This is a genomic window from Desulfovibrio simplex (assembly GCF_055387835.1).
The window spans coordinates 2,882,045-2,895,276 of record NZ_AP042377.1 but is presented as its reverse complement, the minus strand read 5'-3'; the positions used below and the strand labels follow the sequence as shown (position 1 = coordinate 2,895,276).

Here is a 13,232-nt window from a genome sequence, read left to right as displayed (position 1 = left end):
TTCTCAATGCGAAAATGCTATAAGGTGTGAAGCCTTTCTAAGGTAATCAGGTCTAGAGCATTTCAACTTTGAAAAAGTGTAAATGCTCTGACGCTGCACGAAAGTGCAGCGCGCCACAACGTGGCGTGGATTCAGCCGAAAATCGCATTTTTCGGCTGAATGACAACTTTGAAATGTGAAGCATTTCAAAGTTAATCTGCTCTATGGGGCGGCGGCATTGCACGCGGCATGCCCTGGCGTTTTCGTGTTGTCCGTGTCCGCGGCTTCCTGCGCCACAAAGGCTGCGGCGGGGCAAGACCGGGCAGCCCTTTTTGTTGCGTGAAAGTCCCTCCGCCCCATATGGGCCGGAGGGACTTTCACTGTCAGCATTGGGCCGGGTATTCCACGGCCGGCTCAGCCCGAGGCGGGCATGAGGCTCTTATTTTTTCATGTCCGCGATGAGGTCGGTCAGGCTGTGCGTCTGGCGCACCAGATCGTTGACGGCCCGTGCGGCCTCGTCCATGGCCTGGGCGGTCTGCTGCACCACTTCGTTGACCAGGGTGATGGAACGGTTGATTTCCTCGCTGGCGGCGGACTGCTGTTCGCTGGCGGCGGCGATGGCGTTGACCTGATCCGCCGTGGCTTCAACCGTGGTGACAATCTCGCTGAGGGCCTGTCCGGACTGGTTGGCGAATTGTGTGGCCTGATCCACCTGCTCGGACGCGCTTTCCATAGCGGTGAGGCTCTTGGTGGCGCTTTCCTGGATGGCCTTGATGGCATTGCCCACGTCATGCGTGGAAGCCATGGTTTTTTCGGCCAGTTTGCGCACTTCGTCGGCCACAACGGCAAAGCCGCGCCCGGCGTCTCCGGCGCGGGCAGCTTCAATGGCCGCGTTGAGGGCCAGCAGGTTTGTCTGGTCGGCAATGTCGGAAATGACGTTCATGATCTTGCTGATGGCCTGGGCCTGATCGTTGAGCTGTCCCATATTTTCCGTGAGACGGCGCGAAACTTCATGTACCAGCCCGATGCTGTGAACGGACTGCTCAACAATGCGCGCGCCGGCAACGGCCCTTTCGCGCGTATCGAGCGAAGCCGCGGAGGCTTCGGACGCATTGCGGGCCACGCTTTGCACCGTGGCGTTCATCTCGTTCATGGCGGTGGCGGCATCGGTCAGGCGTCTGGCTGAATCCAGCGCGCCCCTGTCTGACTGCTCGATCTGGGCCGAAAGCTGCGTCGAGGCCGTGCTGACCACGTGGGCCACCTGTTCGAGCTTGTCGGCGGCCATAAGCATGGCGGACGCCCTGGCCTGCGCCTGCTTGCCCGCCTGCTCGGCCTCGCTCTGGGCCGCTCTGGCTTCGGCGGCGGCCTCGTCGGCCTGGCGGCTTTTTTCCGCTGCCTGGCTGATAAGCCGCTTGAGGTTGCTGACCATGTCGCGCAGGGCCTGCTCCAGCACGGCAACCTCGTCCTTGCCCGTGGGGGCGATATGCACTTCAAGGTCGCCTGCCGCGACATCCCGGGCCTGACCGGTAATCCGGCCCAGGGGCCGGGTGATGGACGTCACCAGATGGTAGGAAAGAGGAATCACAAGAAGCAGCAGGATGGCCAGAAAACCGCCGCCGTAGGTGGCGAGGGTGGTTACGAGCAGCGCATGCATCGTGTCATGCAGTTTGACTTCGTCCCTGTCCACATTGTCAATGTAGACGCCGGTTCCAATCCAGTACGGCGTGCCCTGGACGTTTTCGGCATAGCCGAGCTTGAACACGTCGCCCGCGCCGGGCTTGGGAAAGACAAAGTCCACAAAACCCCCGCCCTTGGCGGCGGCCTTATGCAGTTCCGTCACGTAGTGTACGCCCTGCTTGTCGGCCGTGCCGGCCAGGTCCTTGCCGATGAGTTGTTTTTGCGTGGGGTGGGCTACACTGACAGTGCCTTCATAGACATAGAAGTAGCCCGAAGCGTCGTCTTCAAAGCGGGACTTTTCCACATAGTCCGTGATGACGCGCAACTGCTCCCGCTGCGGCAGCCCCTTTGTCATGGCGGCCAGCCCCAGGGCGGAGGAGTGGGTCACATCCTTGATGCGGGCGCGCTGCGAGGCAAGCAGCTGATTTCTGGCGACAAGGGTTCCCTCGTTAATGACGCTGTTGGTCATGAAGAAGGACAGAACAGCCATGGCTATGGTCATGACTATCATAAGAATTACAAAAAAAGTGATGCGCTGCGAAATGCTGATGGCTCTGAGCATGACGATTCTCCAGATCGGTCCGGGGCTTTCCGCCTGACGGCCGTGTGAAAACAGCGGGCTTGATGTTGCACGGGGGGGGCGCGCAAGAAGACCCTGATCGCGCCGGGCATGGGGCGGTTATGCCTCAGCTTTGGGGCAATATGGCGTCAGTTTCGCGTTGGGACCGTGTCGGGAGGTGGGCTGGAAAAAGGGGGTGACGGCGCATGGCTGACAAAGGACGGCTGGGGCCGTGGGCAAGCCGCGTACAAGATGGCCGGGCTGGAACGCCACAGCCGCGGGAGCGTGGGATTGAGGTGCTGGTTCATGGCTCGAGAGGAGGTGAAAGGCCATGCCTGCACAAATGCAGCACTTCGCCAGTCTGCCCGGAAGAGCAGACACGGCGATGCATGGCAGTATTCCGAAGCCGAGCGACTCGGCTTCGGAATATAATTAACCAGAAAGATTTCCTATTTGTACTCCTCGTCTCGCATTTCCGCAATAAGAGATGTCAGAGTGCCGGTTTGCCGCATCAGGTCTCCAACGGCCCGTGAAGCTTCGTTCATGGCCTGGGCCGTCTGCTGCACGGCCTCGTTGACCGTGGAAATGGTGTGGTTGATCTCGTCGCTGGCGACAGACTGCTGTTCGCTGGCTGCGGCAATGGCATTGACCTGATCCGCAGCGCCTTCAACGGTGGTGACAATTTCGCCAAGGGCCTGACCAGACTGGCTGGCGAATTCCGTGGCCTTGTTCACCTGGGCGGCCGCAGTGCCCATGGCGGCCATGCTTGTGGCTGTGCTTTCCTGGATGGCCCTGATGGCATTGCCCACATCGTGCGTTGAAACCATGGTTTTTTCGGCCAGCTTGCGCACCTCGTCAGCCACAACCGCAAAGCCGCGCCCGGCGTCGCCCGCACGGGCGGCCTCAATGGCGGCGTTGAGGGCCAGCAGGTTGGTCTGGTCGGCAATGTCGGAAATAACATTCATGATATTGCTGATGGCTTGGGCCTGGTCATTGAGCTGCCCCATATTTTCCGTGAGTCGCAGAGAAACCTCATGCACCTGACCTATGCTGTGGACGGCCTGCTCCACTATGCTGGCTCCAGCCACCGCTTTTTCACGCGTATCAAGCGAGGCCGCTGACGCCTGGGCGGCGTTGCGGGCCACGTTGTGCACGGTGGCGTTCATCTGGTCCATGGCGCTGGCGGCCTCGGCCAGTCGCCGGGCCGAGGCGACCGCGCCCTTGTCGGACTGTTCGATGCGTACAGAGAGCTGGGTGGAAGCAGCGCTCACGGCCTCGGCAACCCGTTCAAGCTTCTGGGCTGCGGCAAGCATTGCCGCAGTTTTCTTTTTGGCGTTTTCTTCCGAGGCTTCCGCCTTGCCCAATGCTTCCGCCGCCATACGCGACTGCTCCACGGCCTTTTCCGACTCCCGGCGTGCCCGTTCAATATGCTTTTGCAGTGCCTCCACCATGGCGACGATGTCGGCGTAAACGCCGCGTCGCGACGTGTCGTTGTCCATGCTGTAATCGCCCCCGGCCACCCGCCGGGCGATAAGGGCCAGCTGGCCGGGGTCCTTGCCAAGCTGCCTGCTGAGGGAGCGCGTGAGATACAGGCAGATGCCCACCGCGCAGATGATGGCGATACCGGCCAGAATCAGGGAGGTGGCGCGCGCCTGCCCGCCAATGGCCGAAGCGTTGCCCGCTGCCTGCTGGCTGCCGTTGACGTTGCGCTTGACCAGTTCGGCGCAGGCCTCGGCCATTTTGTCGAAAAGGGGGCGGTATTTGCTGTCAAAGGTGGACACCGCCAGGCCGCGCCGACCGTTGAGCATGCTTTTGATCATCCCTTCGCGCACTTCGGCGGCCTCGGCGGACAGAGCGTCAATGCGCTCTATGAGTTCCTTGTCCGTGCCAATGAGACCTGCGGGCAGGGATTGCATGAGCGTGAGAAATGCCTCTCTGTTTTCCTGCATGATTTGCAGGGACTGCTGTATCCGTGCCTCGTACTTGCGGATTTCGTCCGCATAGTTTTGCGACATGATGGCGGCGAGGTCCGCCCGAACGGCATTGATCTGGATGTTCATGGCCTGGACGGCGATGACTGCCGGCAGCCATGTGCTGTCGATTTCACGCACGCGTGAGTTCATTGCGTCGAGATTTTTGATGCCGACGCCCGAAAGAACAAGAAGTATGGCGATGACAGACAGGAATGACAGCATAAGTTTGACGCCCAGCTTCATTGACTCTCCTCCACGATGGCCGGTGTACGATGTGGGGCTCGCGCCCTGCATCTGACAAAAAAAGCCCTACAGACCATACTGCGGGCTACATGGCCATTCCGTCTTTACACGGAATGTGGGGGGGTGCCGTCCGCTGGAGCCCTGAACTGACTGGCGGAGGCAGACGGGCGCGGACTGAGAGCGGGCGCAGTGGCCCGATCCCTGTAAAATAGCTGTGATCTATGTGTTTTTGTAACAGCCTCTGTAGTATTCCGCAACTGGGGGGGGCGGCAAACCACCCTGAAAAATTGAGAAAGAACGCGGGAGAAAAAGAAGCCCCATACGGCCTTGGGGCTTTATGGGGCTGCATAGAATGCTTTCATGGCGGAGGGGGAGGGATTTGAACCCCCGGAAGGCTCACACCTTCAACGGTTTTCAAGACCGCCGCGATCAACCGCTCTGCCACCCCTCCGCAGGGTGCGCGCGTTGGCGTAATCCAAGCTAGTAATGTATTCCGCGTTGAAATTCAATAGAACATTTCCAGGGGAACTGCTCTGGCGGCTGCGTTGGGCGCATCGCGCGCCGGTCTTGCGCCAAATCTTGTGCATGAACTCGTGCCAGTTCCCGCGCCAAATTTCGCGCCGAATGTTGCGCCGGTCCTCGCGCAAGCGCGGCGCAGTCGGTAGATAAAATTGCTGGCCTGATAAACTACCCCCGGTCCTCGCGCAAGCGCCGCACTTTGCCCGCGCTGTTTTGGGCAGGCAGGGGTTTTTGGGTTGAGGGTGGCGTGCCCATAAACAAAGAAGCGCGCTCTCCCGAAAAAGGAGAGCGCGCCGCAAAAACTTACTTACGCCAAATTTATTTGATGGCGTCTTTCAGACCCTTGCCGGGCGTGAACTTGGCAACCTTGCTGGCCGGAATGGTGATTTCCTTGCCAGTGCGGGGGTTGCGACCCTTGCGGGCAGCGCGTTCCACAACCTTGAAGCTGCCGAATCCGGTAAAGGTCACGGATTCGCCAGAGGCCAGGGCTTCACGCAGGGAAGCCACAACGGCGTCAAGGGCTTCTTCAGCTTTAGCCTTGGTGGGAAGGCCGGCTTTGGCATGGATTTTTTCAACAAGCTCAGCTTTAGTCATGATGCTTCTCCATAAAGGATTTCGGTTTGTTCCCTGATTGATGCCATATCGAGCCACACGCAACGGTATGGCCATAGGGCGGTGGCCCGACGGGCCGATCACGCACGGGATAGTCACAGCTATGCCAACCCGGCATCGCCGCGCCATGGGGGGGTTTAACGTTGACGTTTTTGCGCCGTCAGACTGTTGTCTCATTACGTTAGCGCAGTTTTTCTGTCAACGAAAAAGCGTGAAATGCGCGCCGTTCAAGCTTTTTGGCTCGCAAGAGCAAAAACTGTCCGCTTCGGCAAGATTTTGCACCAGTCCATCTTTGCGGATAGTCAGATGAAATAGTTGAGAATAAGAATCAAACTCACAGGTCGACCAGGGTGACTTCACCTTCGGCCATATCGCGGCCCAAAAACAGGCTGCCCGTGCGGACAAAGCGGGCCACGTGGTCTGTGGTCAGAAAGCGGCTTTCACCCTGACGCTTTCCTGTGGCGTCGCCGGCGGAGGCTGCCCTGTCCGGGTGCAGCAGGCGCAGCGCGCCCAGCTCTTGTACGACAAATTCCGCCGTGGTGGCTGCGGAGTCCACAATGTTCACGTTCGGCCCCACAACCTGCCGCAGCGCTCCCTGAAGCAGGGGGTAGTGCGTGCAGCCGAGCAGCATGGTGTCGGGCAGAAGCCTGGCGGCATCGGCGGCTTTATTTTCCGGCGCATCAAAAAGACCCTCAAGGTAGCGGCGGGCGATGCCTTCCACCAAGGGGCCGTCCATCCATCCCTCTTCAGCCAATGTGACAAAAAGGTTGCATGCGCGCACAAGCACCTCGGCATCGGGCCGGACGCGCGCAATGGCCTGCTGATAGGCCCCGCCGTTGATGGTGGCCTCCGTGGCCAGCACCACGATGCGTCCGTTCCGGCTGGCCGCTGCCGCTGCCTGCGCTCCTGGTTCCACCACGCCCAGAACGGGCAGGGGGGCAAAATGCTCGCGCAATGTGGGCAGGGCTGCCGCTGTGGCCGTGTTGCAGGCGACCACCAGCATCTTGACGCCCATGTCCACCAGCTTTTGCGCGGCGCTGAGCGTATAGCGGATGATGGTGTCACGGCCCTTTGTGCCGTAGGGCAGCCGGGCGGTGTCACCGAGGTAGAGCAGATCTTCGCCGGGCAGGCGCCTGGCCAGAGCCTTGAAAACGGTAAGGCCGCCCATACCGGAGTCAAAAAGTCCAATGGGCAGCCGGGAATTCGGATTCATGCCATATCCTTTGAATGGGCCGCCCCAGACAAAGGCAGGCGACCGTTAGAAACCTTGGCCCAAATACCGTAGGGCTGTAAAGAGTAAAATGGCCGCCAGAAGGCATTTCAGCAAGGTGGCGGGCACATATCTCTGGCAGCGTGCGCCAAGATACATGCCGCACATGCCGCCCAGCCCCACCAGCAGGCCCATGCGCCAGTCGGGCGCGACGGCCATGTCCGGATAAAAGGGGGCCAGCAAAAAGTAAAAGCTCACCCCTGCCACAGATGTGAGAAAGGTGGCAAAAAGTGTTGCTCCGGCCACGGCATAAACCGGAAGCGCAAAAAAAGAAACCAGAAAAGGCGCCATGATAGCGCCGCCTCCAATGCCGTATATGCCGCCCACAAGGCCGACACCAAGGCTGAGCAGGGTCAGCTTGCGGGTGGAAACGGCGTGTTTTTTTTCCTGAAAAGCAAAAACAAGGGTGCGGCTGTTCCACACAAGCACGGTGCAGCGGTCACGGACAGGCTGCCGACCTGCGGCGTTTATTGCTGCCGAGCCGCCCGCCCGCATGTTTTCCGCCTTGTTGCGCCGGCCCTTCCAGGTGGTAACGGCCATGCGCCCGCCGACATACAGCAGCACCAGTCCCGCGAATATCTTGAATTTTGCCGGGTCTGGCAACCAGTTGATGCGGATGAGCGCCCCGAGAAAAACCCCCGGCAAGGTTCCGGCGGCCACGGTGAGGGTCAATGGCCAGACAAGCCTGCCTTCACGCCAGTAACGCCAGACGCCGGGCGGGCAGGCCAGCACGTTGAAAAACTGGTTGGTGGCGCTGACGCTGGGGTTCACATACCCAAGCACGCTCATATGAAAGGGGAGCAACAGAAACGCGCCCGAGATGCCGCCCATGGACGTAAAAAAAGATATGCCCAGGGCCACGCCAAAGGGCAGCAGCGGGTGGCATTCAATGCCGGCAGTGGGAAAATACATGGCGGCCCCCGGATTTTGTCAAAACAACATTATAAAAAATTGTAAAAAAACAGTATAGTAACGATAGTTTTATTCACGGTTTTTATAATAACCGTGATTTTTATTTTTGTCACTAGAGCAGGTGGGCGTGCGGTTGCGTGTTGTCTTGAAAAGGCTGTTTCTGCTGCCCCATGCTCCAGGTCAGAACGCCTGAAAATTCATTTTGTTACGCCAGAACACAATAAAAGTTTTGGGGGGAGGGGGCGTGGGGGAGGGACCCTTTTACAAAAGGGTCCCTCCCCCACAAAGTATTGCAACGCGATCCCCGCGCCGCCAGGTTCGGCGGCGGCGCGTTGCCTGTCGTCCTGCAAAAATGTATGCTTTCGCCTTCTCCGCGCACAAGGCAGTCAGGGCTTTGGCCTGGGCTGCGCAACACAGTAAGGAAGCACCATGCTGGCCATTCTGGATTACAAGGCGGGCAATCAGACGAGCGTGCGCCGCGCTCTGGAACACCTGGGCATACCCTGCGCCATAACGGCGGACCCCGCAACGCTCGAAAGCGCCGGGGGGGTTATCTTTCCTGGTGTGGGAGCCGCTGGGCAGGCCATGGGCGCGCTGGCGGAATCCGGCATGGACGAAGCCCTGCGGCAGGTCGTGCGCAGGGGCCAGCCCCTGCTCGGCATATGCCTTGGCTGTCAGATCCTGCTGCAACGCAGTGAGGAAAACGACACCACAACCCTTGGCATCGTGCCCGGCGTCTGCCGCCTTTTTGAAGACGGCATGCTTCAGGAGGACGGCACCCCCGCGCCCGTGCCCCACATGGGCTGGAACAGCCTTGAGGCCGTAGCGCCCTGCGCTTTGCTTGAAGGTATTGAGCCCATGGCGGAATATTACTTTGTGCACAGCTATTATGTGGAGCCCGATCCTTCGCTCGTGCTGGCCACCACCACCTACGGGCGCACCTTCTGCTCGCTTTACGGGCGCGAGGGCCTCTGGGCCGCCCAGTTTCACCCGGAAAAAAGCGGACGGCCCGGCTTGAACCTGCTGCGCAATTATTACAAGTACTGCCAGAATTCGCGGGAGGCGCGCCATGCTCAGTAAACGGGTAATACCCTGTCTGGACGTGCGTAACGGCCGTCTGACCAAGGGCGTCAAATTTGTGGGCAACGAGGATATTGGCGACCCTGTGGAAAGCGCGCGCCGGTATTATGAAGAAGGCGCGGACGAAATCGTTTTTTACGACATTACGGCCTCGGCCGAGGCGCGGGGCATTTTTCTGGATGTCGTGGAGCGCGTCGCGGAACAGATTTTCATTCCCTTTGCCGTGGGCGGCGGTATTTCCAGCGTGGCCGACATGCGCGCCGTGCTGCTGGCCGGGGCGGAAAAGGTTTCCATAAATTCGGCGGCTGTCAAGGATCCCCATCTCATCAGCCAGGGGGCCGACGCCTTTGGCTCGCAGGCCATAACGGTGGGCATGGACGTGCTGGCCGTGCCCGTGAGCCCCGAGATTCCGTCCGGGTATGAAATTGTCATCCACGGCGGCCGCAAACGCATGGGGCTGGACGCCATTGCCTGGGCGCGCCGCTGTCAGGAACTGGGCGCAGGCGAACTGTGCGTCAATTCCATCGATGCGGACGGCACCAAGGACGGCTATGAACTCAAACTGACCCGCGCCATTGTGGATGCCGTGTCTCTGCCCGTCATCGCGTCGGGGGGGGCGGGCGAACCGCGTCACATGCTGGAAGCCGTGACCACGAGCGGAGCTTCGGCGGCCCTCATTGCCTCCATTGTGCACTACGGGCAGTACAGCATCCGCGAGTGCAAGGAATACATGGCCGCGCACGGGGCCAAGATGCGCCTGACCTGGTAGGTCGGGCAGCGGGAACGGGATTTGGATGGGGGCCTGTGCGGCTCCCTCGCCGCTTTTATGGCGCTTTTGCGCCGCATGCACCCGGCCCCTCTCCCTCCATTCAAGAGCGCCAGGGCGCGTCAGAGGAGCGTCAGCACCACATGACTCACAAGGACAACACTATAAACGCCCATGGCGGCCCTGCCGCCTGCGCGGCGGAAAACGCCCCAACAGCCGGGTTCACGGGCGAGCCGCAGTCCAAAGGTCTGCCCCAGGCGCTGGCGCGACGGCTGCGGGCCATGCCGCCGCTGGTGGTGGCCTTTTCCGGCGGCATAGACAGCCGCTTTCTCAGCCATGCGGCCTTGCTGAGAGGTTGTGACGTGCTGGCCGTTCATGCGCGCGGCCCGCATATCCCGGCTGGCGAAAGCGCCCACGCGCTCGCCTGGGCCAAGGCGCGCGGCCTGCCCCTGCTTGTGGTGGATTTTGACCCGCTGTGCCTGCCGGAGGTATCGACCAACAGCCGCCAGCGCTGCTATGCCTGTAAAACGGGCCTGCTGGCGGCCATCGGGGCGGCCTTGACGCGGGTCGGACAGCAGGGGCGCGTTCTCTGCGACGGCAGCAACGCTGACGATCTTGGGGCTTTCCGGCCCGGTCTGCGCGCCTTGCAGGAGGCGGGTGTGGTTTCGCCCCTTGCGGAATCGGGCATGGACAAGGCCGCCATCCGCGCGGCGGCGCGGGCCACAGGACTGGATGATCCCGACCAGCGCGCGCGGCCCTGTCTGCTTACCCGGCTGGCCTACGGGCTTGAGCCGGATGCGGACGTGCTGGCGCGTCTGGCCGCAGTTGAAGAAGCGCTGGCAGGCCTGGCCGATCCGCGTGCTTCTGAAAAGGCCTCCTCCGCAGCGGCGACAGACGTGGTCGAGAGGCCCGGTGCGCCATGTGGGCCAAGCGTAGCGGGCCACGGGACCGACGCTGAAAAAACTGTTTCGCCGCTGGGCGATCTGCGCCTGCGTCTTACACCAGCCCCGGTGCTTCAGGTGGAGGCGCTGCCCCCGGAACTTGCGGGCAGGGTGAAAGAGATTCTTGCCCAGCATGGGTTTACGGGCTGCGAACTGCGTGTGGGGCAGGAGATCAGCGGCTTTTATGACCGGCAGGCCCCCACTTTGGACGGAGCTTCAGCCCCGGACGCCTTTGCCGTATCAGGCCTGGCGCGGGCCATAACGCGGCGCTGAGCCTGTTTTTTCTTGCCCTGGCGCGTTGCCAGAAATGGGAAAAACCAGGCGTCGCCATGTGCAAAAGCGCGCCTGCCGCGCATTCCAGCCACATTGGGCTGGACTTTGTAAAAGAAAGAGCCTATGAATACCGACTTATATCAATGGGGCTCACCCCGGAGGAAAACATGGCTCACAAAAAGATCGAACGTAAGAAAGAACTGGCCCGTCGCCGTCATCGTCGCGCTCAGCGCCTGAAGCAGCGCGTGCGTGAAGCCAAGGCTGCCGCCTAGGCTCAGGTTTTTACTGAGGCCCGCAGGGCCGTGTCGCTTTAGAGCATTTTCACGTTGAAACTGCTCTGGCGGCTGCGTGAGCAGGCGTTCGTCGTGAAGGCGCGGGCGCGGTTCATCCGCGCTGGCAAGCGTCATAACTGGCGTGCCGTAACCTTTGGGAATGTATGTTCTCAAGGGTGCTCTGCTCAAGAGGGGGCTGCATTTGCAGCAGCCCTCTTGTGTCACGTGCAAGTTCAAACAGGTCGTGGCGCGCCTGAGCTTTTCGCGCGCATTTCCGGTCGCCGGACTGAGCTTTTACGCCCCGCGCGGCGGAACTTGGGCATTTGACGAGCGGCGCACAGGCGTAAGCATGTGGCGACGCGGTCGTAACAAAACAGTGTTTAGCCGTCTTTTAGCGTAATCATGCCTATTTACGAATATCAGTGTCCCCAGTGTCAGCACCGCTTTGAGGAATGGGCAAAAAGCCCCTCCGACCAGGGCGAGGAGCCTTGCCCCCAATGTGGCACGGCCTCGCCGCGCATCATGTCGCAGACCTCCTTTGTCCTCAAGGGCGGCGGCTGGTATGTTGACGATTATGGCTACCGCAAGGGCATAAAGGAAGAAGGCGCGTCCTCCGCGTCTGCCGCTTCATCTGAAGCGTCTTCGCCGTCCGGCGCGGGAGAGGCTCCACCTGCGCCAGCAAGCGACGGCGAGAAGACTGGCGGCAGCGCCGCGGCCTCCCCGGCGTCAAAAGCGCCTGCTGCCGCTCCTGCCCCCACGCCAGCTCCCACGCCAGCCCCTACAACCGCGGCCCCCAAGGCCAGCGCCGCCAAACCGGCTTCATGAGGCAGTCATGATCGAACGCTACTCCCGCCCCGAAATGGGCAATATCTGGACGTTGAAAAACCGCTACCAGGCATGGCTTGATGTTGAAGTGGCCGTGTGCCGGGCCTGGAGCGAAATGGGCCGCATCCCGGCCGAAGCCGTGGAAAACATCAGCGCCAGGGCATCCATCGACGTTGACCGCATTCTTGAAATTGAAGAAGTGACCCGGCACGACGTCATTGCCTTTCTGACCTCGCTTGAGGAAAAGGTGGGGCCCGACGCCCGGTACATCCATCTTGGCTGCACGTCGTCCGATATTGTGGATACGGCCAATGCCCTCTTGCTGGTGCAGGCGGGCGAGCTTATCCTTCGGGACATACGCGCGCTTCTGCAAAGTATTGAAACCCTGGCCCGCCGTCACAAGGGCCAGCTGTGCATGGGCCGCACCCACGGCATCCATGCCGAGCCCACCAGCTTCGGCCTCAAGATGGCCGGGTTTTACGCCGAATTTTCGCGCCATCTGGAGCGGGTGCAGGCCGGGCTCGAAAGCGTGCGGGTCGGCAAGATTTCCGGCGCGGTGGGCACCTACGCCTTTCTGTCGCCCGAACTGGAGCAGCGCGCCCTGGCCCATCTGGGCCTCGGCGTTGATCCGCACTCCACACAGATCATCCAGCGCGACCGCTACGCGCACTTCTTTACCTCCCTGGCCATTCTTGGCGGCGGCATAGAGCGCCTTTGCGTTGAACTGCGCCACCTCCAACGCACCGAAGTGCTGGAAGTGGAAGAGGGCTTCGCCAAGGGGCAAAAAGGCTCTTCGGCCATGCCGCACAAAAAGAATCCCATTTCCGCCGAGAACATGACCGGGCTTTCAAGGCTTTTGCGCTCCAACGCCCTGGCCTCCCTCGAAAACCAGGCCCTCTGGCATGAGCGGGATATCAGCCACTCTTCGGTGGAGCGCGTGATCATGCCCGACTCCACCATCCTGGCTGACTATATTCTCACCCGCCTTACCCGCCTTCTGGACGGGCTGGTGGTCAAGCCCGAGCGCATGCGCGAAAATATGGACCGTTCTTTTGGTCTGTATTTTTCACAGCGCGTGCTCACGGCCCTTATCGCCACCGGCATGCCGCGTCAGCAGGCCTATGAGGCCGTGCAGCGTCTTGCCATGCAAAGCTGGGAAACCCGCGTGGCCTTTCCCGAACTTGTGCGGGCCGACGCCGACATGCGCTCCCGTCTGGGCGAGGCTGCGCTCAATGAGCTTTTTGATCCATCCTACTATCTGCAGCACGAGGACGAAATTTTCGCCCGTGTGTTCGACAGCAAACCCGTATTGAGCTAGCCGAGGTCATGAT

At 60.9% G+C, this 13,232-nt stretch carries 11 protein-coding genes and 1 tRNA gene; 6 read left to right on the top strand and 6 right to left on the bottom strand.

Features of this window, described 5'->3' with window-relative positions; translation table 11 throughout:
- Positions 1-418: 418 nt before the first annotated feature.
- The 6 genes from ACZ5DH_RS11890 to ACZ5DH_RS11865 form a co-directional block, all read right to left on the bottom strand.
- Complete coding sequence (locus ACZ5DH_RS11890) at positions 419-2,218, bottom strand: methyl-accepting chemotaxis protein (RefSeq protein WP_464254477.1); 1,800 nt, start codon at positions 2,216-2,218, stop codon at positions 419-421.
- A 446-nt stretch (positions 2,219-2,664) separates the two neighbouring features.
- Complete coding sequence (locus ACZ5DH_RS11885; RefSeq protein WP_464254476.1) at positions 2,665-4,431, bottom strand: methyl-accepting chemotaxis protein; 1,767 nt, start codon at positions 4,429-4,431, stop codon at positions 2,665-2,667.
- A 361-nt stretch (positions 4,432-4,792) separates the two neighbouring features.
- Positions 4,793-4,882: transfer RNA gene (locus tag ACZ5DH_RS11880), tRNA-Ser, on the bottom strand.
- Between the two features lie 386 nt (positions 4,883-5,268).
- The gene (locus tag ACZ5DH_RS11875) at positions 5,269-5,544 is read right to left on the bottom strand and encodes an HU family DNA-binding protein (RefSeq protein WP_022659096.1); all 276 of its coding nucleotides are present in this window, start codon (positions 5,542-5,544) and stop codon (positions 5,269-5,271) included.
- A 352-nt stretch (positions 5,545-5,896) separates the two neighbouring features.
- Positions 5,897-6,775, bottom strand: a complete 879-nt coding sequence (murI, locus tag ACZ5DH_RS11870; RefSeq protein ID WP_464254475.1) for a glutamate racemase — start codon at positions 6,773-6,775, stop codon at positions 5,897-5,899.
- A gap of 45 nt (positions 6,776-6,820) precedes the next feature.
- Positions 6,821-7,744: a sulfite exporter TauE/SafE family protein gene (locus ACZ5DH_RS11865; protein ID WP_464254474.1), complete on the bottom strand. Its 924-nt coding sequence runs from the start codon at positions 7,742-7,744 to the stop codon at positions 6,821-6,823.
- A gap of 429 nt (positions 7,745-8,173) precedes the next feature.
- Between ACZ5DH_RS11865 and hisH the strand changes: the two genes are divergently transcribed.
- From hisH to purB, 6 genes are all read left to right on the top strand, one after another.
- Entirely contained in the window at positions 8,174-8,824 is a 651-nt protein-coding gene (gene hisH, locus ACZ5DH_RS11860; protein ID WP_464254473.1) for an imidazole glycerol phosphate synthase subunit HisH, read from the top strand.
- The gene (gene hisF / locus ACZ5DH_RS11855) at positions 8,814-9,593 is read left to right on the top strand and encodes an imidazole glycerol phosphate synthase subunit HisF (protein ID WP_464254472.1); all 780 of its coding nucleotides are present in this window, start codon (positions 8,814-8,816) and stop codon (positions 9,591-9,593) included. The genes hisH and hisF overlap by 11 nt, the downstream gene beginning before the upstream one ends.
- 140 nt (positions 9,594-9,733) lie before the next feature.
- Positions 9,734-10,804: an ATP-dependent sacrificial sulfur transferase LarE gene (gene larE, locus ACZ5DH_RS11850; RefSeq protein WP_464254471.1), complete on the top strand. Its 1,071-nt coding sequence runs from the start codon at positions 9,734-9,736 to the stop codon at positions 10,802-10,804.
- A gap of 56 nt (positions 10,805-10,860) precedes the next feature.
- The gene (locus tag ACZ5DH_RS11845; protein WP_464256587.1) at positions 10,861-11,076 is read left to right on the top strand and encodes a hypothetical protein; all 216 of its coding nucleotides are present in this window, start codon (positions 10,861-10,863) and stop codon (positions 11,074-11,076) included.
- A 402-nt stretch (positions 11,077-11,478) separates the two neighbouring features.
- Positions 11,479-11,901, top strand: a complete 423-nt coding sequence (locus tag ACZ5DH_RS11840) for an FmdB family zinc ribbon protein (protein ID WP_464254470.1) — start codon at positions 11,479-11,481, stop codon at positions 11,899-11,901.
- A 7-nt stretch (positions 11,902-11,908) separates the two neighbouring features.
- Positions 11,909-13,219 carry an adenylosuccinate lyase gene (gene purB, locus ACZ5DH_RS11835; RefSeq protein WP_464254469.1) on the top strand — a complete coding sequence of 437 codons (1,311 nt, stop codon included), beginning with the start codon at positions 11,909-11,911 and terminating at the stop codon, positions 13,217-13,219.
- Positions 13,220-13,232: the final 13 nt, after the last annotated feature.